Raw genomic sequence first — 20,136 nt, forward strand, 5'->3', positions numbered from 1 at the left:
AACCCCCCGGGTTTGGGGCCCGGGGGTAGGCGGCAAAGCCTTTCCCTAAACCGGGCCTGCCCGGCTTAGGCGTAGTAGGGCGCTCCGCCGCATTGGACCTTAGCCTAAGGGGAAGCGCCCTTTCGGTCAAGGCCCCTATACTGCTAACGTGCTTGGCCTTTACCACGCGGCCCGGGCCCTGGGGCTAAAACCCGCCCTCCTGGAGTCCTTGGGACCAGGGACCCCCTTTTCCCGGCTTTCCCTTCTGGGCCTCGGGCCCAGGCACCGCCTCGAGGTCCTGGAGGGCAGGCTTTACCTGGACGGAAGGCGGGTGGGGGAGGCCTTGGAGGTCTTCTCCTACCTGGAAAAGGGCCTGGGCAGGGGCTTCTTCCCCGCCTGGATGGGGTTTTTCGCCTACGAGTTCGCCCGCCACCTGGGCCTTCCCACAAGGGAGCCCCTTCCCGGCCTCCCCGAGGCGGCCTTCTGCTACTACCCCGAGGGCTTCGCCCTCCTCTCGGGGAGGCTCGTGGAAAGGCCCTCCTTTCCTTTGCGGCCTAAGCCCTACCCTCTTCCTCCCTTGCCCCCTCACCCCCTGGTTTCCGACTTCCCCCAGGAGGCCTTCCTCGGGGGCGTGGAGGAGGTGCGGGAGCGGATCCGGGCCGGGGTGGTCTACCAGGTGAACCTCTCCCACCGCTTCCGCCTCCTGGGGGCGGTGGACCCCCTGGCCCTTTACGCCCGGATTCGCGCCCTAAACCCTTCCCCCTTCATGGGGCTCTTGGAGGGGGAGGGGTGGGCGGTGGTCTCGGGAAGCCCCGAGCGCCTCTTAAAGAAGGTGGGGAGTAGGCTCCTGGCCCGGCCCATCGCCGGCACCAGGCCGAGGGGGGGAACCCCGGAGGAGGACCTCCTCCTGGAGGGGGAGCTCCTCTCCTCCCCCAAGGAGCGGGCCGAGCACGCCATGCTGGTGGACCTGGTGCGCAACGACCTGGCCCGGGTGGCCAGGCCCGGCAGCGTGCGGGTGCGGGAGCTTTACACGGTGGAGCGCTACGCCCACGTGATGCACCTGGTTTCCGAGGTGGAGGCCTACGCTAAAGTTCCCCTGGGGAAGGCCTTCGCCGCCCTCTTCCCCGGGGGGACCATCACTGGGGCCCCCAAGGGAACGGCCATGGAGGCCATCCGGGACCTCGAGCCCGTCCCCCGTGGGGCCTACACGGGAAGCCTGGGGTACGTCTCGGGGAGGGGGGCGGACTTCAACCTCCTCATCCGCTCCTTCCAGAAGGTGGGGGAGGAGGTGCTCTTCTCCGCCGGGGCGGGTGTGGTCATGGCCTCGGACCCAAGGCGGGAGTACGAGGAAACCCTCCACAAGGCGCAGAGCCTCCTCCTGGCCTTGGAAAGGGGGAGGCCCGGCCAACCCCCCGCCCCGCCCAAAAGGCGGACCTCCTGGAACCCTCCCCCTCCCCCCTTGCGCCGGAGGGCGCGGGTCTTATTCCTGGAGAACCGGGACTCCTTCAGCTACAACCTGGTGGACTACCTGAAAAGCCTGGGGGCGGAGGTGGAGGTGGTGGACCAGGAGGAGGCCCCCCGCTTTTCCGGCTTCACCCACCTGGTGGTGGGGCCTGGGCCCAAGGACCCCTTCACCGCCGGGCGGGTGCTGGAGTGGACGGAAAGGGCCCTGGGGGAGGGGCTTCCCTTCCTGGGGGTCTGCCTGGGCCACCAGGCCCTGGGGGTGGTTCTGGGGGCGGAGCTCTACCGGGAGGACCCGGTCCACGGGGAGGGGCACGCCATTTTCCACACCGGGGAGGCTCTCTTCGCCGGGATCCCCAGCCCGGCCCCCTTCGCCCGCTACCACTCCCTGGCCCTAAGGCGTCTTCCCCCGGAGGTGCGGCTTCTCGCCTGGACGGAAGGCGGCGTGCCCATGGCCCTTTGGGACGGGAGGCGGGCCTTTGGGGTGCAGTTCCACCCGGAAAGCCTCCTTTCCCCCTGGGGGATGCGCCTTCTGGCCAACTTCCTGGAGATGGGATGAAGCGGGTCTTGCGCGACGGCCTTCCCTTCGCCGAGCCCCTGCCCGAGGGGTTCCTCTACCACGGGGCCAGCGTCTTCACCACCCTGCGGGTGGAGAGGGGGAAACCCCTTTGGCTGGAGGCGCACCTTCGCCGCCTCCGCCGCCACGCCCTGGCCCTGGGGCTTCCCTACCCTGGGGACGAGGCCTTCGCCCGGGACGTGAAGGCCCTCCTCGCCGCCTTCCCCCAGGCGCCCTGCCTCCGCCTCCGCCTCACCGTGGGGGAGGGGGTACGGCTCGCCGAGGCCAGATCCTACACCCCCTTGCCCCTCTCCCTTTACCGGGAGGGGGTGCGGGTCAGGCTCACCTCCTTCCGCGTCCACCCCGACCTCGCCCGCTACAAGACCGGGAACTACCTCCCCTACCGCCTGGCCTTGGAGGAGGCCCGGAAGGCGGGGGCCTTTGAGGGGCTTCTCCTGGACGCTTCGGGGCACGTGGTGGACGGGAGCCGCACCAGCCCCCTCCTCTTCCGGGAGGGCACCCTGTACCTTTTGGAGGGGGGCCTAGAAGGCCTCACCCGGGAGAAGGTGGCGGAGGCCGCCCTGGCCATGGGCTTCCGGGTGGAGCGGGTCTTCCTTGGGCCGAGGGCCCTGGAGGGCACCCTGCTCCTTGCGGGAAGCGGGGTGGGCCTCCTTCCCGTGGGAAAGCCTTCCCGGGAGCTCCTCCCCCTCATAGAGCGCTTCCTCCCCGCCTGCTATACTGAATAGCGGTACCGCCAGCCCAAGGCCTTTGGGCTGGTGTCCCCTTTTACGCAGGAGGAGGCATGAAAAAGCCCGTCTACTTGACCCCAGAAGGCTACCGGCGCCTTCAGGAGGAGCTCCACCACCTCAAGACCACCAAGCGGCAGGAAATCTCCGCCGACTTTGAGCAGGCCCTGGAGGAGGGCGACCTCCGGGAGAACGCCGGCTACGACGAGGCCCGGCGGGCCATGTGGCAGAACGAGGCCCGCATCGCCCAGCTGGAGGACCTCCTCTCCCGGGCGGTGGTGGTGGAGGGCAACGGCTCCTACGACCAGGTGGCCCTAGGCTGCCAGGTGGAGCTGGAGACCGAGTCGGGGGAGAGGCTTTCCTTGGCCATCGTGGGCAGCCACGAGGCCGACATCTTCAGCGGGAAGATCTCCGACGAATCCCCCCTGGGCCAGGCCCTCCTGGGCAGGAAGGTGGGGGACGTGGTGGAGATCAAGGGCAAAAAGGGAGCCCAGGTCTACACCATCCTGGAGATCAAGCCCCTATAACCTCCGCCGAGGAGAGAGGCCCCAGGGCCTCCCGGGCGTGGGCCTTCAAGGCTTGCAAAAGCCTTTCCAGGGGGGCTTCTTCCAGGTAAGGCAGGGCCTCTCCCCCGGGGAGGTGGAGGACGGCGCGCAGGGCCTCCACCCCCTTTTCCCCCAGGTAAACCCCTTCCTCCCCCAGGCGGCCTTGGGAGAGGAAGAGGCCCGGCCCCAGGAGGTTGGGGGCCAGCCCCCCCGCCTTCACCACCCGCCAGCCCGCCCAGACCAGGGGGAGGAGGGGGTTTGGGTGCTTGGCGATGCCCCGGAGGCCGGAGACGAAGACGGGGTAGATCCGAGGGGCGGCCTCGGGGGAGGCCAGGCGGTAGGCCAGCTCGGCGAGAAAGGAGGCGAGGAGGAAGCGGCGGGGCTCCTCCAGGCCGTGGAGGCGGCCCACCAGTTCCGCCTGGATCAGGGTGGGGAGGCCTTCCCCCTTGGCGTAGAGCTGGAAGCGCACGTGGTGGAAGAGGGAGAGCCTGCCCGCGCGCCCTGTGGGCCTTTGCCCCTTCCTGGCGAGGGCCTCGAGGCTCCCCTTGGGGGTGAGGAAGCGGAGGAGGAGGTCCCCTTGGGGGAGGGCCTTGCGGCCCACCACGATGCCCTCTTCCAGGCGGTAGCGCTCCACCTTTCTAGTATGCTTTAGACATGGGAACGTTGCGCGACCTCTTGGAGTGGGTGGTCTTGGGCCTCTTGGTGGTGGTGGGGGTGCTCCTCCTCCTTTGGGTGGGGGGCTGGGTCTTCACCTTCTTGGGCAAGGTCCTCCTCGGCCTTTCCGGGCTCGTCGCCACCCTCCTGAAGTACGCCATTCCCGTTCTGCTCCTCGCCGCCGTGGGGTATGGGGTGTTTTACCTTCTCCAGAAGCGGCAAGCTTGAGGCGGCCCTCCGGAGGGGTGGGCGTAAACCCTTGACAAGATTGGGCTAAGCCCTATATCCTCCTCCCTAAGCTGCGGAGGGAGGAGGACATGGATAGGAGGTTTTTGCTCAAGCTGAGTGCGGCCTTAGGGGCGGGCTCGTTCCTCAGGGCCCAGGCCAACGAGCGGGTGGAGTATAGGGAGTTTAAGAAGGAGACTCCCATCGCTGTGGTCTACCATCTGGACTTCGGGGACCCGGGCCGCTTCGGCCAGATGCTCACCAACATCGCTAACCACCTCTCCGTCTACGACAACGACCCCTTCAAGATCAAGATCGTGGTGGTGGCCCACGGGGCGGGGGTTCAGTTCTTCTTGAGGGACCTGGAGGGCACTCCTTGGGCCCAGGCCCAGTACGACCGGGAGGCCCTCTTTTCCCGGGTGCGCCAGCTGGCCCAGCTGGGAGTGGAGTACTACCTTTGTGAGATCACCTTCGCCCGCAACAACATCCCCAAGGACAAGCTCCGCTCCGAGGACTTCCTCAAGTGGGTGCCTTCGGGCGTGGGGGCTCTGGGGGAACTCCAGGCCAAGGGGTACGCCTATATCAAGGTGGGTTAAGTCCGCAGAGGGCTCGGCGGGTGGGGGCATATAATGCCCCCATGCGGCTTCTTTTCATCGGGGACGTGATGGCCGAGCCCGGCCTCCGGGCGGTGGGCCTCCACCTCCCGGACATCCGCCACCGCTACGACCTGGTCATCGCCAACGGGGAAAACGCCGCCAAGGGCAAGGGCCTGGACAGGAGAAGTTACCGCCTCCTGCGGGAAGCGGGGGTGGACCTCATCTCCTTGGGCAACCACGCCTGGGACCACAAGGAGGTCTACGAGCTTTTGGAAAAGGAGCCCATCGTGCGGGCCCTCAACTACCCCCCGGGCACTCCGGGGAAGGGGTACTGGCGCCTCGAGGCCGCCGGGGAGAGCCTCCTTTTCACCCAGGTGATGGGCCGCATCTTCATGGACCCCCTGGACGACCCCTTCCGCGCCCTGGACGCCCTCCTCGCCCGGGAGCGGGCGGACTACGTGGTGGTGGAGGTCCACGCCGAGGCTACCAGCGAGAAGATGGCCCTGGCCCACTACCTGGACGGGCGGGTCTCGGCCGTCCTCGGCACCCATACCCACGTCCCCACCCTGGACGCCGCCCCCCTGCCCAAGGGGACCCTGTACCAGACCGACGTGGGCATGACCGGGACCTACCAGTCCATCATCGGGGGGGAAGTGGAGACCTTCCTGGCCCGCTTCCTCACGGGCCGCCCCCAGCCCTTCCGCGCCGCTCAGGGAAGGGCGCGCTTCCACGCCACGGAGCTCGTCTTTGAGGGGGGAAAACCCCTCTCCATCAGCCCCTACGTCTGGGAAGAGCCATGACCGAGCCCTTTGACCGCCTTCGCGCCGAGGTGGACCTCCTGGGCCGCCTCCTGGGGGAGGCCATCCGCACCCTCTCGGGGGAGCGGTTCTTCGCCCTGGTGGAGGAGGTGCGCCTTCTGGCCAAGGCCCGGCGCCAGGGGGACGGGGAGGCGGGGGAGGCGCTTTTGCGCCGGGTGAGGGAGCTTTCCCTGGAGGAGGCCGAGGCCCTGGTGCGGGCCTTCACCCACTACTTCCACCTGGTGAACCTGGCGGAGGAGCGCCACCGGGTACGGGTGAACCGCCTGCGGGCCCAGGCCGAAACCCTGGAGAACCCCAGGCCCGAGGGCTTCCTGGCCCTGGCTAAGGCCCTGAGGGAGCGGGGGCTCTCCCTGGAGGAGGCCGAGGCCCACCTGAACCGCTTGGAGCTCCTCCTCACCTTCACCGCCCACCCTACGGAGACCCGCCGCCGCACCCTGCGTCACCACCTGGAGGCCCTGCAAAAGGAGCTGGAGGCGGGGGAGAGGGAGAGGCTGGCTGCCCGGGTGGCCCTCCTCTACGCCACCGAGGAGGTGCGCAAGGCCCGGCCCAGCGTGGAGGACGAGATCAAGGGGGGGCTCTACTACCTGCCCACCACCCTCTGGGAGGCGGTACCCCGGGTGGTGGCGGGCCTCGAGGCCGCCCTGGAGCGGGTCTACGGGAAAAGGCCCCGCCTGAAAAGCCCCGTGCGCTTCCGGAGCTGGATCGGAGGGGACCGGGACGGCAACCCCTTCGTCACCCCCGGGGTCACCGCCTTCGCCGCCCGCTACGCCCGGGAGGTGGCCAGGAGGAAGTTCCTGGAGGCCTTGGAGGCCATGGTGCGCGACCTCTCCCTCTCCGGGGCCCGGGTGCCCGTTCCCCGGGAGGTGCAGGAGGGCGGCCAGGGAGTGGAGCGCTTCCCGGGGGAGCCCTACCGGCGCTACTTCGCCGCCCTCTACCGCAGGCTGGAGGCGGGGGAGGCCACCTTGGAGGAGATGGAAAGGGCCCTCCGGGTAGCGGCGGCGGGGCTTGAGCCCCTGGGCCTCGGAGGGGTGGTGGAAAGCTTCCTCCGCCCCTTGGAGGCCCGCCTTTCCGCCTTTGGCCTGGAGCTCGCGCCCCTGGACCTCCGGGAGGAGTCGGGGAGGCTTTTGGAGGCGGCGGCCGAGCTCCTCCGGGTGGGCGGGGTCCACCCCGATCTCCTCTCCCTTTCCCCGGAGGAGAGGGAAGGCCTCCTCACGGAGGAGCTCAAGACCGCAAGGCCCCTCCTTCCCGTGGGGGAGGCCCCCCGGGGAGAGGCCTTGAGGGTGGCCCTCGAGGCCCTCCGGGCCTGGCAGGACAAGGGGGCCCACGTGGTCTCCATGACCCACCACCCCGCCGACCTCCTCACCGTCTTCCTCCTGGCCCGGGAGGTGGGGCTTTACCGCCCCGGGAAGCCCCTTCCCTTGGACGTGGTCCCCCTCTTTGAGACCCTGGAGGACCTGAAGCGGGCCCCGGAGGTCTTGAGCCGCCTCCTGCGAAACCCCGTCTTCCGGGCCCACGCCGAGGGGAGGGGCGGGGTGGAGGTGATGATCGGCTACTCCGACTCCAACAAGGATGCGGGCTTCCTCATGGCCAACCTGGCCCTCTACGAGGCCCAGGAAGCCCTGAGCCGGGTGGGGGAGGAGGCGGGGCTTCCGGTCTTCTTCTTCCACGGCCGGGGCACCTCCACGGCCAGGGGCGGGGGCCCCGCGGGCCGGGCCATCGCCAGCCTACCCCCGAGGAGCGTGGGGCGCCGCCTCCGCCTCACGGAGCAGGGGGAGGCCCTGGCGGACCGCTACGGCCACCCGGACCTCGCCGTGCGCCACCTGGAGCAACTCCTCTTCCACTTCGCCCAGGCCGCCCTGGGGGATGGGGTGGAGCCCAAGCCCCTCTGGCGGGAGGCCCTCTGGGAGGCCGGGGAGAGGAGCACGCAGGGCTACCGGGCCCTCCTCGGCGAGGAGGGGTTTTTCCCCTTCTTTGAGGCCTTGACGCCCATAAGGGAGCTGGGAGAGCTTCCCATCGCCAGCCGCCCCGTCTACCGCCACGGCCGGGTGCGGGACATCCGGGACCTAAGGGCCATCCCCTGGGTCATGGCCTGGACCCAGGTGCGCCTCCTCCTTCCCGGCTGGTACGGGCTTTCCGCCCTAAGGATCCTCCCTTTGGACCTCCTCCGGGAGATGTACCGGGAGTGGCCCTTCTTCGCCACCACCCTGGAGAGCGCCGCCATGGCCCTGGCCAAGGCCGACCTGGGGGTGGCCCGCCTGTACCTCTCCCTGGTGCCCGAAAACCTCCACGGGTTCTTCCACCGCATCGCCCAGGAGTACGAGGCCACGAGGGCCCTGCTGGAGGCCGTCTTCCAAGCCCCCTTGCTTCACAACCAGAAGACCCTGGAGCGGCAGATCGCCCTGAGAAACCCCTACGTGGACCCCATCAACATCCTGCAGGTGGAGCTTCTGCGCCGTTACCGGGCCCCGGGGGGAAGGGAGGACGAGGGGCTTAGGCGGGCCCTGCTCCTCTCCCTCCTGGGGGTGGCGGCGGGCCTCAGGAACGCGGGGTAAGATGAGGACCGATGGAACTCCTCGGCCACCACCAGGACCAGCGGGTTGGGGTTTTCGTGGACACCCAGAACCTCTACCACTCCGCCCGGGACTACTACGAGCGCAACGTGAACTTTGAGAGCCTCCTGCGCTACGCCGTGGGGGGGAGGCGCCTGGTGCGGGCCACCGCCTACGTGGTGGAAAAGGAGGGGGACACCTCCGCCTGGCCCTTCATCTACAAGCTTTCCACCATCGGTTACCGGGTGCGGCGCATGTACCTCACGGTGAAGGAGCTGGGGGAGGGGGGAAAGCCCATCTACGAGGGAAACTGGGACATGGGCATCGCCGCCGACATGGTGCGCCTCATGCCCTACCTGGACGTGGTGGTGTTGGGGAGCGGGGACGGGGACTTCGTGGAGATCCTGGAGGTCCTGATGGAGCGGGGCATCCGGGTAGAGGTGGTCGCCTTCCGGGAGACCACCGCCCAGAAGCTCATTGACGCCGTGGACCGCTTCACCCACCTGCCCGAGATCCCCAACCCCTTCATGGAGCCCCGGTCGTCCGAGCGCTAGGATGGAGGGTTTGGAGGCTTACGACTACCACCTCCCCCCCGAGCAGATCGCCCAGGAGGGGGTGGAGCCCCGGGATCTGGCCCGGCTGATGGTGGTTTACCGGGAAGGCCCCTTTCGGGTGGAGCACCAAAGGGTGCGGGACCTGCCCGGGTTCCTGCGCCCTGGGGACGTGGTGGTCTTCAACGAGAGCAAGGTGATCCCGGCGAGGCTTCTCGCCAGGAGGCCCACCGGGGGCCGGGTGGAGATCCTCCTGGTGCGGGAGCGCTCCCCGGGGCTTTGGGAGGCCCTTCTGGGCCCGGCGAGGAAGGCCCCTCCCGGCACGAGGCTATCCCTCCTTTCCCCCAAGGACCTAGAGCCGGTCCCGGGCCTTCAGGCGGAGGTGGTGGGGGTGGAACCCGATGGGGTGCGCCTTCTGCGCTTCCAGGGGGACCTCATGGCCCACCTGGAGGAGGTGGGGGAGGTGCCCCTTCCCCCCTACATCAAGGCCAGAATCCCCCTGGAGCGCTACCAGACGGTCTACGCCAGGCGCCCGGGCTCCGTGGCCGCCCCCACCGCCGGGCTCCACTTCACCCCGGAGCTTCTGGAGCGCCTGAAGGCCGTGGGGGTGGAGCTCTGCTTCCTCACCCTCCACGTGGGCCCCGGCACCTTCCGCCCGGTGAAGGGGGACCCCGAGCGGCACGAGATGCACCCCGAGCCCTACGAGATCCCCCAGGAGACCGCCTCCGCCGTCAACCGGGCCAAGGCGGAGGGGAGGCGGGTCATCGCCATCGGGACCACGGTGGTGCGGGCCCTGGAGAGCGCCTACCGGGAAGGGGAGGGGGTGGTGGCGGGGGCGGGGGAGACCCGGCTTTTCATCCGGCCCCCCTACGCCTTCAAGGCCATAGACGCCCTCTTCACCAACTTCCACCTGCCCCGCTCCACCCTCCTCATGCTGGTGGCGGCCTTCCTGGGGCGCGAGCGCACCCTCGAGGCCTACCGCCTGGCCGTGGCCCAGGGCTACCGCTTCTACTCCTTGGGGGACGCCATGCTCATCCTGTAAGGCCCGGGCTTCGCGCCACGCCTCAGGACAGGTTCAGGAGGAGGCGGGCCACGGAGAGGTAGATGAGGAGGCCCGAGACGTTGGAGAGCGTGGCCACCAAGGGGTTGGAAACCAGGGCCGGGTCCACCCCGAAGCGCCGGAGGACCACCGGAAGGAGGGCCCCCACCAGGTTGGCGAAGAGCACCAGGAGGAAGAGGGCGAGGCCCACCACGGGGGCCAGGAAGGCGTGCCCGTCCAGGAAGACCTTGCCCAGGAGGAGCAAGGCCAGGGTCAGGCCCAGAAGGCTTCCCACCAGGCTTTCCTTGAGGAGCACCCTTCGCCAGTCCTTGAGGTCCAGGTCCCGGGTGGCCAGGGCGCGGATGATGAGGGTGGCGGACTGGTTGCCGGTGTTCCCCCCGGTGCCCAGGAGGACCGGGACGTAGAAGGCCAAGGCGGTGACGGCCTCGAGGACGCTCTCAAACCCCTGGAGGATGGAGCTGGTGACCATCCCCGTGAGGATCAGGATCACCAGCCAGCGCACCCGGGCCAGCCATAGCTGCACGGGGCCCGCCTGGCTGTAGACCAGGTCGGGCACGTCCACGGCCCCCAGCTTGTGGATGTCCTCGGTGGCCTCGGCCTCGAGGACGTCCAGGACGTCGTCCACCGTGACGATGCCCACGAGCCTTCCTTCCTCGTCCACCACGGGGAGGACGGTGAAGTCGTAGTCGGCCATGAGGCGGGCCACCTCCTCCTGGTCGGTGTCGGTGCGCACGAAGACCACCTTGGGGTTCAGGATCTCCGCCACCTTGGTCCTGGGGTCGGCCACGATGAGGTCCCTTAAGGAGAGCACTCCCTTGAGGCGGCCCTTCTCGTCCACCACGTAGAGGTAGTAGATGGTCTCGGCATCTGGGGCGGCCCGGCGCAGGAAGCGGAGGACCTCCTCCACGCTCATCCCCTCCCGCACCGCCACGTACTCCGGGGTCATGAGGCCGCCGGCCTCGTCCTCCTCGTACCGGGTGAGCTCCTCCACCTCGGCCCGGGTCTTGGGGTCCAGGGCCTCCTTGAGCCTTTGGGCGAGCCCGGGGTCCTCCTCCTCCACCGCCTGCAGGGCGTCCGCCAGGTCGTCCAGGGAGAGCTCCTCCAGAAGCTCCTGCACCCGCCAGGGGGGAAGGGTCTTGAGGTACTCCGCCTGGGCCTCCGGCGGTAGGTTGGCGAAGACCTCCGCCGCCTTGTCCTTGGGGAGAAGGGTGAGGAGGACGTAGCGGTGCTCCCCTTTGAGCTCGTCCCAAAGGGAAAGGAGGTCCTGGGGGTGGACGTCTTCCAGGAGGCGCTTGAGGGTCAGGGTGTCGCCTTCCTCTAGGGCCTGGAGCAGGGGGGAAAGGGTGGTTTCCACGGGCGGCCTCCTTTCTCGCCGAAGGCCGCCCGGAGGCGGCCTTCAGGGCCTGGGACTCGAGGGCAACGCCTCTCGCATACCTTTTCTAGCCTAGGGGGGAGGGGTCCTCCCGTCAACCATGCCCACTAGAAGTGTGGGAAAAATTGCGGTTGACACGCTCAAGGAGCGTGCCCTATCCTGAAGCCCGGCCTTAGGGCCGGGAGGGGCATGTTCGGAAAGCTTTCGGCGCGATTGCAAGAGGCCATAGACCGGCTCCGCGGCCGGGGGCGGATCGGCGAGGAGGACCTGAACTCCACCCTGCGGGAGATCCGCCGGGCCCTCCTGGGCGCCGACGTCCACCTGGAGGTGGCCCGGGAGTTCGTGGAGAAGGTGCGGGAAAGGGCCCTGGGCCGGAAGGTCCTGGAGAGCCTGACCCCCGCCCAGGTGATCCTGGCCACCGTCTACGAGGCCTTGAAGGAGGCCCTGGGGGACGAGGTGCGCCAGCCCCTCCTCCAGGACCAAAACCTCTGGTTCCTGGTGGGGCTTCAGGGCTCCGGCAAGACCACCACCGCCGCCAAGCTCGCCCTCTACTACAAGGGCAAGGGGCGCCGCCCCCTCCTGGTGGCCGCCGACACCCAGCGCCCCGCCGCCCGGGAGCAGCTTAGGGTCCTGGGAGAGCGGATCGGGGTGCCGGTTCTGGAGGTGCGGGACGGGGAGCCTCCCGAGTCCATCCGCCTCCGGGTGGAGGAGGAGGCCAGGCGGGGGGTGCGGGACCTGGTCCTGGTGGACACCGCAGGCCGCCTGCAGATAGACGAGCCCCTCATGGAGGAGCTCGCCCGCCTCAAGGGCGTCTTGCGCCCCCAGGAGGTCCTCCTGGTCCTGGACGCCATGACCGGCCAGGAGGCCCTCTCCGTGGCCCGGGTCTTTGACGAGAAGGTGGGGGTCACCGGCCTCATCCTCACCAAGCTGGACGGCGATGCCCGGGGCGGGGCGGCCCTCTCTGCCCGGCACGTCACCGGGAAGCCCATCTACTTCGCCGGCGTCTCGGAGAAGCCCGAGGGCCTGGAGCCTTTTTATCCCGACCGCCTGGCGAGCCGCATCCTGGGCATGGGGGACGTGGCCACCCTGGCGGAGCGGGTGCGGGAGGCGGGCCTCGAGGCCGAGGCCCCCAAGGCGGCCAAGGAGCTCACCCTGGAGGATTTCCTCAGGCAGATGCAGAACCTCAGGCGCCTGGGGTCCTTCTCCGAGATCCTCAGGATGCTCCCCGGGGCGGGCAAGGCCCTGCCCCAAGGGCTTCAGGTGGATGACCGGGCCCTGAAGCGCCTGGAGGCCATGGTCCTTTCCATGACCCCCGAGGAGCGCAAGAACCCCCGCATCCTCAACGCCTCGAGGCGCAAGCGCATCGCCCAGGGCAGCGGCACCACCGTGCAGGAACTCAACCGCCTCATCAAGGCGTTTGAGGAGACCAAGGCCCTGATGAAGTCCCTGGAAAGGCAGAAGGGCCGGGGACTCATGGGAATCTTCAGGAGGTAGAAACGGTATGGTCAAGATCAGGCTTTCTCGGTTCGGCTCCAAGCACAACCCCCATTACCGCATCGTGGTCACCGACGTCCGCAGGAAGCGGGACGGGGCTTACCTCGAGAAAATCGGCTACTACGACCCCCGCAAGACCACCCCGGACTGGCTCAAGGTGGACGTGGAGCGGGCCCGCTACTGGCTTTCCGTGGGGGCCCAGCCCACCGACACCGCCCGGAGGCTTCTCCGGCAGGCGGGGGTCTTCCGGCAGGAAGGCTGACTTAAGTACCCCGCTCTGGCTTTCGCCAGAGCGGGGGCCCCAAAGGACGCTCTCGGCCCTGGGTAAAGGCCTTCATGTCGCAGAACCAAGGCAGGGGCACTAAATACCCCACCGCGGCTTTCGCCGCGGTGGGGGCCCCAAAAAAGCCTCCCCCAGCCCCGGCTTGGGCATCCCATGTTGCGAAGGCAAAGTGCGGGCGCTTAGAACATGGGCCCGATGCGGAAGTGGAGCCTTCCCGTGGGGCTTTCCGGGCTGAAGGCGTAGTCCAGCCTTAGGGAAGGCAGTAGGGCCCCGAAGACGTCCAGGTCCAGCTGGAAGCCGATGCCCGCCCCCCACTTGGGCCCCCCGGTGTTGTCGGCCAGGCCCAGGTCCAAGAAGGCGATGCCGTAAAGGTTGGTGCCTCCCTGGGGGGAGAGGCGGAAATCGTAGCGGTACTCCACCCCCCCCGTGGCGAAGGAAAGCCCCCCGTACTTGCGGTCCTCGTAGCCCCGGAGGAGGAAGGCCTCGGCCCCGCCCCCGGAGAGGTAGAAGCGCTCGCTCTCTGGGGGGAAGCCGAGAAGGGTGCCGGCGGAAAGGCGGAAGGCCAGGGCCTGGCGTTTCTCCGGGTCCAGGCCGAAGTAGGTCTTGCCCGTGGCCACCAGGGGCACGAAGAAGCTCCGGCCCCCCGTGTCCGGCAGGGAGAGGCCGAGGCCGGTGGCCAGGCTCGCCTCGTAGCCCTGGGTGCGGAAGCGGGGGTCGTCCACATCCAGGTAGGCGAAGGTGGTGTCCAGGCGGACCGTCCAACCGGGGGTGGGGAGGAGGCTTTGGGCCAGGGAGGGGTTTTTGTAGCCGGTGCCGTCGCAGTACTTGGGGCTCGTGGTATCGGTGACGCTGGGATCGCAGGGGGCGTTGGGGTCGTAGACCTCCAGGGCGTAGGTGGAACGCCGGGCGGAAAGCCCAAAGGAAAGGCGCAGGTTTTCCAGGTCCTTGGAGAAGGGCCGGGAGAGGCTGAGGCCGAAGCCCGTGCGGCGCTCCGTGTACTCCCAGCCGGTGTCGGTGGTGCCCTGGAGGAGCTTGTTGTTGCCGATGGGGGTGGAGAAGGCGCTCAAGGAAAGGCTCGTGCGCACCTCCTTGAGGTCGGCGAAGTCCAGGTAGAGCCAGGGCACGGTGTAGCTCAGGGAGAGGGAGAGGTTGTCCCGGGCCTCGTTTTGGAGGAAGGCCAGGTCCAGGCTTGCCTGGTGGGCGAGGCCGAAGAGGTTGGTCTCCTTAAAGGAGACGCTTCCCGACCACCCCTCCAGGGAGCTCCAGCCCAGGGCGGGCTGGAAGAGGCCGGTGCGGGCCTCCTTGAGCCCCAGGACCACCACCACCTCCTCCGGCCTCTCCGCGGGGGCCAGGGAGACCCGGGGCGGTTCGGCCAGAAGCCCCGTGGCCAGGAGGCGGGCCATGGCCTTCCGGAGCTCGGGGACGCTGAAGAGGGAGCCTGGCTTGGGAAGCTCCCGGAGGATCACCTCCTCCTGGGTGCGGTGGGGGCCCTGCCACTCCAGGCGGTAGCCCGCGATCTTGAGCTCCACCACCTCCAGGCGGAAGACCCCTTCCCGGAAGCTATAGCGCACGTTGGCCACCTCGTAGCCCTTCTCCCGGTAGAAGCTCGCGATGCGGCGGGCGTCCTCCTGGGCCAGGAGGGGAGTGTAGACCTCCCCGGGCTTCAGGCGGAGGAGGGGGAGGAGGGTTTCCGTGGGGAAGGCCGTGTTCCCGGTGATCTCCACCCGCTCAATCCTGCCCCCCTCGGCCCCCAAGGAGAGGCGCACCACCACCTGCTCCCCCTGGGGAAGGAGGCTAAAGTCCACCACCCGGGAAAGCTTCCGGGAGAGGGCCTGGACCCCTTCCAGGAGGCGGGGGTAGTTCAGGTAGTCCCCCGGCTTCAAGGGGAAGTCCCCGAGGTCCAGGCCTTCCCCCTCCACCCGGGCCACCCGGAGTTCCCGCACCTGCACGGTGAGGATGCCCCCCTCCAGGGCGGAGGCCTGGGGGTCGGGGCCGCTAAAGCGGTAGCCCGCCTCCTCGTAGCGGCCGGCCAGGGCCCTCAGGGCCTCCTGGTACCTGGCGAAGTCAAAGGGGCCCTTGAGGGGTTCCAGGAGCTTTAAAAGCTCCCCTTCCGGGAGGAGGCTCACCCCCTGGAGGCGGACCTCCTTCACCTCGGGGCTTTCCGCCACCCGGAAGGTAAGGGCCATCCTGCCCCCCGCTTCCTTGGCCTCCACCTCCACCTTGGGGGCGAAGGGGAAGCCGTTTTGCCGGAAGGCCTGGGCCAGGGCCTGGGCGGCCTCCTGGGCCTTGAGGGGGTTGTAGGTGGCCTCCTTGCCGATGGCGAAGTTCTCCTCCAGGAAGCGCAGGAGGGTTTCTTGGGGGAAGGCCTTGGCCTCCACCGTGACCTCGGCGATGGCGGGGTAGGGGACGAGGCGGACCTTGAGGACCTCCCCTTCCAGGCGCACCTCCGCCTCCCGGAAGTAGCCCGTGGCCAGGAGGGCCTTGCGGGCGGCCTCGAGGTCGCCCGGCTCGTCCCCTTCCCCGAAGGGCAGGGCGGCCCGGGCCAGGGCCTGGAGCACGGGGTCGCCCCCTTCTATGACCACTTCCTTCAGAGGGGCGGCCAGGGCCAGAAGGCCCAAAAGGGCAAAGGACAAAAGGCGCTTCATGCCCCAGAGCTTACCCAGGAGGCGTGAAGGGGCGGTGAGAAGTAGAATGCAAGGGTATGGGGGTTTACGAGAACATCCAGGAGGCCGTGGCGGCCATCCGGTCTAGAACCGACTTCCTCCCCGAGGTGGCCGTGGTCTTGGGATCGGGCCTGGGGCCTCTGGCCGAGGAGGTGGAGAAGGTGGCGGAGATCCCCTACGGGGAGGTCCCCCACTTCCCCCTCTCCACCGCCCCGGGGCATGCGGGAAGGCTCGTCCTGGGGTACCTCGAGGGCAAGCGGGTCCTGGTCTACCAGGGCCGGGTCCACTACTACGAGGGCTACTCCGCAGAGGAGGTGGTCTTCCCGGTGCGGGTGGGGTTTTTCCTGGGGGCCAGGACCTTCCTCCTCACCTCGGCGGCGGGGGGCCTCAACCCCCGGTTCAGGGCGGGAGGCATCATGCTCCACCTGGACTACCTCAACTTCGCCGGGGCAAACCCCTTGCGCGGCCCCAACGACGAGCGGCTTGGCCCCCGCTTCCCGGTGATGTTTGAGGCCTACGACCCGGGGCTCATAGCGTTGGCCCGCAAGGTGGCCCGCAGGCAGGACCTCCACCTCTTTGAGGGCGTCTACGCCTGGTTCATGGGGCCCTCCTTCGCCAGCCGGGCCGAACTCAGGATGCTCAGGGAGCTGGGGGCGGACGCCATCGGCATGTCCACCGTGCCCGAGGTCCTCGCCCTCCGCCACCTCGGGGCCAGGGTCTTAGGGCTTTCCACCATCACCGACATGGCCGTGCCCGAGCGGGAGTACCACGCCACCGAGGAGGAGGTCCTGCGCGTGGCCGCGGAGACGGGCCCCGTCTTCCGGCGCTTCGTCCGGGGCATCCTCGCCGAGCTCTGATGGGGCTTCCCCAGGTCCTGGAGCGTATAGAAAGGGCCTGCCGCCGCGCGGGCCGACGGCCCGAGGAGGTGCGCCTGGTGGCGGTGACCAAGGGGCGTACCCCGGAGGAAATCCAAGAGAGGGTCCTCCGCCACGGGGCCTTCCCCTTGGGGGAGAGCCGGGTCCAGGAGGCCCTGAGGAAGATGGAGCACCTCCAGGCGGAGTGGCACCTCGTTGGCCACCTCCAGCGGAACAAGGCCAAGTTCGCCCCCCGCTTCGCCCTGATCCACTCCCTGGACTCCCTGCCCTTGGCCGAGGCCCTGGCGAAGGCGGCGGAGAAGGCGGAAACCCGGCTTAAGGTCCTGGTGGAGGTGAACCTGGGGCGGGAGCCCCAGAAGCACGGGGTCTTGGAGGAGGACCTTCCCGGGCTCTTGGAGCGCCTCCGGGAGATGCCCCGCCTCGAGGTCCTGGGCCTCATGACCGTTCCCCCCATGGGTCCCGAGGGGGTGGTGCGCCCCATATTCCGCAGGCTTTCCGAGCTCGCCGACCGCTTTGGCCTTCCCGAGCGCTCCATGGGCATGTCCGACGATTTTGAGTGGGCGGTGGAGGAGGGGGCCACCCTGGTGCGCGTGGGCCGGGCCCTTTTTGTAGACTGAGGGGCACATGGACCTTACGCCCTTGGACGTCCGTTACCAGGAGTTCCCCACGGGGTTTCGCGGCTACCAGAAGGAGGCGGTGCGGGCCTACCTGGCCCGGGTGGCCGAGGTGATGGAGGGCCTCATGGGGGAGAACGAGGCCCTGAAGGAGCGCCTGAGGGGCCTGGAGGAGGAGGTGGCCCGCCTCAAGGAGGCCGAGGGGGAGTTGAAGCGGGCGGTGGTGGCCGCGGAGAAGATCGCCCGGGAGCTCAAGGCCCAGGCGGAGCGGGAGGCGGAGCTCATCCGCAAGGAGGCCCTGGCGGCCAAGGAGCAGGTCCTGCGGGAGGCCGCCGAGGAGCTTAGGCGCCTCCGGGGGGAGATAGAGCGGGCCAGGCAGGAAAAGGCCCTCTTCCTCTCCCAGTTTCGGGCCCTCCTCCAGGGTTACCTGGATTCCGTGGAACGCTTGGCCAAGGAGTAGTCCCCCTCCGGGAGGCGGCTCTGCCCTTTTAGAAAGGGCCTGAAGCCCAGGTAAAGCCAGAGGCGGTAAAGGGTCTCCCTAAGCCGGTAGCCCAGGGGGTAGGCCCCGGGTACCCCGTAGCCCTCCGCCCGAAGGCCCAGGGCGCGGGCCAGGAAAAGGGCCCGGGGTAGGTGGGGGGCATCGGTGACCAGGAGGACCTGGCCTCGGAGAAGGGGCTTGAGGAAGAGCAGGTTCTCGTAGGTGGACTGGCTTTGGGTCTCGCAGAGGAGGGCTTCCCGGGGGATGCCCCTTTCCCGGAGGTAGCGGCACCCCACCTCCCCTTCGCTATAGCGGTCCCCCGGGGCCTTTCCCCCGGCCACGGCGATCCTGGGGGCGAGGCCTTTATGGTGGAGGGCGAGGGCGGCCTGGAGCCGCCTTTCCAGGACGGGGGAGGGGTGGCCGCCGTACTGGGCCGCCCCCAGGACCACGATCCAGGCGTAGGGTTCCTGGGCCCAGGCCAGGGGAAGGAGGAGGGCGAGGGAGGCGAGGCGCCGCACGCCCCCCACTCTACGGCAGGGCGGCTTTTTGGTATACTGAGAGGGCGTTGGAGAAGATCTTCGGGAAGACGGAGGGGCTCAGGAAGAGCGACCTTAAAAGGCTTTCCAACCTTTACCGGAGGCGGTTGCCCCCGGAGCGGGTTCTGACCCCGGAGCTCGCCCACGCGCTGGCGGGGCTTTCCCACGAGATCCACCGTCCCATTGCCCTCCTCCTGGACCGGGGCGGCCGGGTGGTGCGGGTGGGGGTGGGGGACGCCAAGGACCTCCCCATCCCCGAGGGGGCGAGGGCGGAAAGGCGGCTTTCCGGCTTCCGCCTCCTCCACACCCACCTCTCTCCCGGCGGGCTTTCCCGGCCCGACCTGTCCGTCCTCTTCCTCCACCGCCTGGACAGCCTGGCGGCCCTGGAGGTGGAGGGGGGCCAGCCCACCACCTTGCACCTGGCCTTCCTCTCCCCCCCCAAGGCGGCGGAGGAGGACTGGCGCCTCCTGCCCCCCAGGCCCTACTTCCAGTATTTGGACCTGGACCTGAGGGCCGAGGTGGAGGCCCTGGAGGAGGAGCTCTCCCGCCAGGCCCGGGTGCGGGAGGTGCTGGACGGCGGCGGCGAAAGGGCCATCCTGGTGGGGGTGGACACCGGGGAGGGTCCCGAGGCCGAGGCCGCCCTTAGGGAGCTGGCCGAACTCACCCGCACCGCCGGGGGGGTGCCGGTGAAGCGGGTCCTGGTCTTCCGGCCGAGCCTGGACCCCCGGTACCTGGTGGGCCTGGGGAAGCTGGAGGAGTTGAAAAGCCTGGCCTACCACGAGAACGCCGCCACCCTCATCTTCGGCCTGGAGCTCTCCCCGGCCCAGGCCCGGGAGATAGAGAGGGCCACGGGGCTTAAAGTCCTGGACCGGACCCAGCTCATCCTGGACATCTTCGCCCTCCACGCCAAGACCCCCGAGGCCCAGGCCCAGGTGGAGCTGGCCCAGCTCAAGTACCTCCTCCCCCGCCTGGTGGGGAAGGGGAAGGAGATGAGCCGCTTAGGGGGTGGGATCGGCACCCGGGGCCCGGGGGAGACCAAGCTGGAGGTGGACCGCAGGCGCCTTCAGGAGCGCATCGCCCACCTCACCCGCAGGCTGGAGGAGTACGCCAGAAGGCGCGAGGAGGCCCGGAGGCAGAGGAAGCGCCGGGGGGTGCCCCTCGTCGCCGTGGTGGGCTATACCAACGCCGGCAAGACCACCCTCCTCCAGGCCCTGGCCCGGGGCGGGGAGCCGGGGGAGGACAAGCTCTTCGCCACCTTACGGCCCCTCACCCGGAGGGGGTTCCTGCCCGGGGTGGGGGAGGTGCTCTTCACCGACACCGTGGGCTTCATCCGCCACATGCCGGGGGAGCTCCTCACCGCCTTCCGGGCCACCCTCGAGGAGGTGCGGGAGGCGGACCTTTTGGTCCACGTCCTGGACGCTTCGGAGGAGGGAGCCTTGGAGCGGCACCGGGTGGTGGAGGCCCTCCTCCAGGACCTCCGGGTGGAGGCCCCAAGGGTTCTGGCCTTGAGCAAGGCCGACCGGGCGGCGCCCTACGACCTCCACTACCTGCGGGAGCGCCTGGGAGGGGTGCCGGTTTCGGCGGTGAAGGGCACGGGGCTGAGGGAGCTCAAGGAGGCCCTGGCCGAGGCCCTCTTGGCCTCGGGGGTGAGGCCCCAGGCCTGGGCTCAGTACACGTAGAAGCCCTTCAGCCCCATCTCCTCGGCCCACTGGACCTCCACCGCCTCCACCCGGGCCAGGCGGGGGCCTTGCCTCAGGTGGTGGAGGAAGGCCTCGAGGTCCTCCTTGGGGCCTTCGGCCACCACCTCCACCCGGCCGTCGGGGAGGTTCTCCGCATAGCCGGCAAGGCCAAGCTCCAGGGCCTTCTTCTGGGCGAAGGCCCGGTATCCTACCCCCTGTACCCTTCCCTTGACCAAGGCCACCAGACGCGGCATGGGGGCATTTTACAAAAAAGAGGAGGTGTGGGGGAGCTATGTCAGCCCAAAGGGCTACCTTGTTTCCCCTGGTTTTTAAACCGGAGATACATGGACTCCCCCACGTGCTCCGAAGGGGCACATACCATAGTGGGCGGCGAATGTGCTA

The 20,136-nt window shown here is 69.0% G+C and carries 20 protein-coding genes; 15 read left to right on the forward strand and 5 right to left on the reverse strand.

Annotation, left to right across the window (positions count from 1 at the left end):
- Positions 1-148 precede the first annotated feature (148 nt).
- The 3 genes from ACZ5RK_RS06120 to greA are packed head-to-tail and all read left to right on the forward strand — an operon-like array spanning position 149 to position 3,269.
- Entirely contained in the window at positions 149-1,999 is a 1,851-nt protein-coding gene (locus ACZ5RK_RS06120) for a chorismate-binding protein (RefSeq protein WP_464908445.1), read from the forward strand.
- A complete protein-coding gene (locus ACZ5RK_RS06125; protein ID WP_464908446.1) occupies positions 1,996-2,742 on the forward strand; it encodes an aminotransferase class IV in 747 nt (248 codons plus the stop codon). Before ACZ5RK_RS06120 ends, ACZ5RK_RS06125 begins: the two co-directional genes overlap by 4 nt.
- A 56-nt stretch (positions 2,743-2,798) precedes the next feature.
- Positions 2,799-3,269, forward strand: a complete 471-nt coding sequence (gene greA / locus ACZ5RK_RS06130; protein ID WP_054647781.1) for a transcription elongation factor GreA — start codon at positions 2,799-2,801, stop codon at positions 3,267-3,269.
- Here the strand turns inward: greA and recO are convergent.
- The gene (gene recO / locus ACZ5RK_RS06135; protein WP_464908447.1) at positions 3,256-3,921 is read right to left on the reverse strand and encodes a DNA repair protein RecO; all 666 of its coding nucleotides are present in this window, start codon (positions 3,919-3,921) and stop codon (positions 3,256-3,258) included. The two genes, greA and recO, sit on opposite strands and share 14 nt — an antisense overlap.
- Before the next feature lie 20 nt (positions 3,922-3,941).
- Here recO and ACZ5RK_RS06140 point away from each other — a divergent pair, with 20 nt between their 5' ends.
- The 6 genes from ACZ5RK_RS06140 (at position 3,942) to queA (ending at position 9,722) form a co-directional block, all read left to right on the forward strand.
- A complete protein-coding gene (locus ACZ5RK_RS06140; RefSeq protein ID WP_464908448.1) occupies positions 3,942-4,169 on the forward strand; it encodes a hypothetical protein in 228 nt (75 codons plus the stop codon).
- An 89-nt stretch (positions 4,170-4,258) separates the two neighbouring features.
- Positions 4,259-4,762 carry a DsrE family protein gene (locus ACZ5RK_RS06145; RefSeq protein ID WP_054647588.1) on the forward strand — a complete coding sequence of 168 codons (504 nt, stop codon included), beginning with the start codon at positions 4,259-4,261 and terminating at the stop codon, positions 4,760-4,762.
- A gap of 41 nt (positions 4,763-4,803) precedes the next feature.
- The gene (locus tag ACZ5RK_RS06150; RefSeq protein WP_464908449.1) at positions 4,804-5,562 is read left to right on the forward strand and encodes a TIGR00282 family metallophosphoesterase; all 759 of its coding nucleotides are present in this window, start codon (positions 4,804-4,806) and stop codon (positions 5,560-5,562) included.
- Entirely contained in the window at positions 5,559-8,132 is a 2,574-nt protein-coding gene (locus ACZ5RK_RS06155) for a phosphoenolpyruvate carboxylase (protein ID WP_464908450.1), read from the forward strand. The genes ACZ5RK_RS06150 and ACZ5RK_RS06155 overlap by 4 nt, the downstream gene beginning before the upstream one ends.
- Before the next feature lie 11 nt (positions 8,133-8,143).
- Complete coding sequence (locus tag ACZ5RK_RS06160) at positions 8,144-8,683, forward strand: LabA-like NYN domain-containing protein (protein ID WP_054647779.1); 540 nt, start codon at positions 8,144-8,146, stop codon at positions 8,681-8,683.
- 1 nt (position 8,684) lies between these two features.
- Positions 8,685-9,722: a tRNA preQ1(34) S-adenosylmethionine ribosyltransferase-isomerase QueA gene (queA, locus tag ACZ5RK_RS06165; protein ID WP_464908451.1), complete on the forward strand. Its 1,038-nt coding sequence runs from the start codon at positions 8,685-8,687 to the stop codon at positions 9,720-9,722.
- A 22-nt stretch (positions 9,723-9,744) separates the two neighbouring features.
- On the opposite strand, the gene mgtE is transcribed toward queA, so the two are convergent.
- A complete protein-coding gene (gene mgtE, locus ACZ5RK_RS06170; RefSeq protein ID WP_464908452.1) occupies positions 9,745-11,094 on the reverse strand; it encodes a magnesium transporter in 1,350 nt (449 codons plus the stop codon).
- Positions 11,095-11,301: 207 nt separating this feature from the next.
- On the opposite strand from mgtE, the gene ffh reads away from it, so the two are divergent.
- Positions 11,302-12,606, forward strand: a complete 1,305-nt coding sequence (ffh, locus tag ACZ5RK_RS06175) for a signal recognition particle protein (protein WP_464908453.1) — start codon at positions 11,302-11,304, stop codon at positions 12,604-12,606.
- 7 nt (positions 12,607-12,613) lie between these two features.
- Positions 12,614-12,868 carry a 30S ribosomal protein S16 gene (gene rpsP, locus ACZ5RK_RS06180; RefSeq protein WP_054647340.1) on the forward strand — a complete coding sequence of 85 codons (255 nt, stop codon included), beginning with the start codon at positions 12,614-12,616 and terminating at the stop codon, positions 12,866-12,868.
- A 200-nt stretch (positions 12,869-13,068) separates the two neighbouring features.
- Here the strand turns inward: rpsP and ACZ5RK_RS06185 are convergent, their stop codons facing one another.
- Complete coding sequence (locus ACZ5RK_RS06185) at positions 13,069-15,534, reverse strand: BamA/OMP85 family outer membrane protein (RefSeq protein WP_464908454.1); 2,466 nt, start codon at positions 15,532-15,534, stop codon at positions 13,069-13,071.
- Between the two features lie 56 nt (positions 15,535-15,590).
- Between ACZ5RK_RS06185 and ACZ5RK_RS06190 the strand changes: the two genes are divergently transcribed.
- The 3 genes from ACZ5RK_RS06190 to ACZ5RK_RS06200 are packed head-to-tail and all read left to right on the forward strand — an operon-like array spanning position 15,591 to position 17,501.
- Positions 15,591-16,409: a purine-nucleoside phosphorylase gene (locus ACZ5RK_RS06190; protein ID WP_464908455.1), complete on the forward strand. Its 819-nt coding sequence runs from the start codon at positions 15,591-15,593 to the stop codon at positions 16,407-16,409.
- Positions 16,409-17,044, forward strand: a complete 636-nt coding sequence (locus ACZ5RK_RS06195; protein WP_054647341.1) for a YggS family pyridoxal phosphate-dependent enzyme — start codon at positions 16,409-16,411, stop codon at positions 17,042-17,044. The genes ACZ5RK_RS06190 and ACZ5RK_RS06195 overlap by 1 nt, the downstream gene beginning before the upstream one ends.
- Positions 17,045-17,051: 7 nt before the next feature.
- Positions 17,052-17,501, forward strand: coding sequence for a DivIVA domain-containing protein (locus ACZ5RK_RS06200; protein WP_464908456.1), 450 nt, complete (start codon positions 17,052-17,054; stop codon positions 17,499-17,501).
- Here ACZ5RK_RS06200 and ACZ5RK_RS06205 read toward each other — a convergent pair.
- A complete protein-coding gene (locus ACZ5RK_RS06205) occupies positions 17,465-18,037 on the reverse strand; it encodes a YdcF family protein (protein WP_464908457.1) in 573 nt (190 codons plus the stop codon). The genes ACZ5RK_RS06200 and ACZ5RK_RS06205 overlap by 37 nt on opposite strands.
- Before the next feature lie 47 nt (positions 18,038-18,084).
- Between ACZ5RK_RS06205 and hflX the strand changes: the two genes are divergently transcribed.
- Positions 18,085-19,734 (forward strand): GTPase HflX, encoded by a 1,650-nt coding sequence (gene hflX / locus ACZ5RK_RS06210; RefSeq protein WP_464908458.1) that lies wholly within the window; start codon positions 18,085-18,087, stop codon positions 19,732-19,734.
- On the opposite strand, the gene ACZ5RK_RS06215 is transcribed toward hflX, so the two are convergent.
- Positions 19,722-19,988, reverse strand: a complete 267-nt coding sequence (locus ACZ5RK_RS06215; RefSeq protein WP_464908459.1) for an acylphosphatase — start codon at positions 19,986-19,988, stop codon at positions 19,722-19,724. The two genes, hflX and ACZ5RK_RS06215, sit on opposite strands and share 13 nt — an antisense overlap.
- Between the last annotated feature and the right edge of the window lie 148 nt (positions 19,989-20,136).

The organism is Thermus kawarayensis JCM 12314 (assembly GCF_055393575.1).

Bases quoted from the DNA above. Each gene is read 5' to 3' on its own strand.
- ACZ5RK_RS06185 (WP_464908454.1), bottom strand. From the start codon at position 15,534: ATGAAGCGCCTTTTGTCCTTTGCCCTTTTGGGCCTTCTGGCCCTGGCC.
- greA (WP_054647781.1), top strand. From the start codon at position 2,799: ATGAAAAAGCCCGTCTACTTGACCCCAGAAGGCTACCGGCGCCTTCAG.
- queA (WP_464908451.1), top strand. From the start codon at position 8,685: ATGGAGGGTTTGGAGGCTTACGACTACCACCTCCCCCCCGAGCAGATC.
- ACZ5RK_RS06150 (WP_464908449.1), top strand. From the start codon at position 4,804: ATGCGGCTTCTTTTCATCGGGGACGTGATGGCCGAGCCCGGCCTCCGG.
- ACZ5RK_RS06155 (WP_464908450.1), top strand. From the start codon at position 5,559: ATGACCGAGCCCTTTGACCGCCTTCGCGCCGAGGTGGACCTCCTGGGC.
- ACZ5RK_RS06195 (WP_054647341.1), top strand. From the start codon at position 16,409: ATGGGGCTTCCCCAGGTCCTGGAGCGTATAGAAAGGGCCTGCCGCCGC.
- ACZ5RK_RS06215 (WP_464908459.1), bottom strand. From the start codon at position 19,988: ATGCCGCGTCTGGTGGCCTTGGTCAAGGGAAGGGTACAGGGGGTAGGA.
- ACZ5RK_RS06190 (WP_464908455.1), top strand. From the start codon at position 15,591: ATGGGGGTTTACGAGAACATCCAGGAGGCCGTGGCGGCCATCCGGTCT.
- ACZ5RK_RS06200 (WP_464908456.1), top strand. From the start codon at position 17,052: ATGGACCTTACGCCCTTGGACGTCCGTTACCAGGAGTTCCCCACGGGG.
- ACZ5RK_RS06145 (WP_054647588.1), top strand. From the start codon at position 4,259: ATGGATAGGAGGTTTTTGCTCAAGCTGAGTGCGGCCTTAGGGGCGGGC.
- ACZ5RK_RS06140 (WP_464908448.1), top strand. From the start codon at position 3,942: ATGGGAACGTTGCGCGACCTCTTGGAGTGGGTGGTCTTGGGCCTCTTG.
- ACZ5RK_RS06125 (WP_464908446.1), top strand. From the start codon at position 1,996: ATGAAGCGGGTCTTGCGCGACGGCCTTCCCTTCGCCGAGCCCCTGCCC.
- ACZ5RK_RS06160 (WP_054647779.1), top strand. From the start codon at position 8,144: ATGGAACTCCTCGGCCACCACCAGGACCAGCGGGTTGGGGTTTTCGTG.
- rpsP (WP_054647340.1), top strand. From the start codon at position 12,614: ATGGTCAAGATCAGGCTTTCTCGGTTCGGCTCCAAGCACAACCCCCAT.
- ffh (WP_464908453.1), top strand. From the start codon at position 11,302: ATGTTCGGAAAGCTTTCGGCGCGATTGCAAGAGGCCATAGACCGGCTC.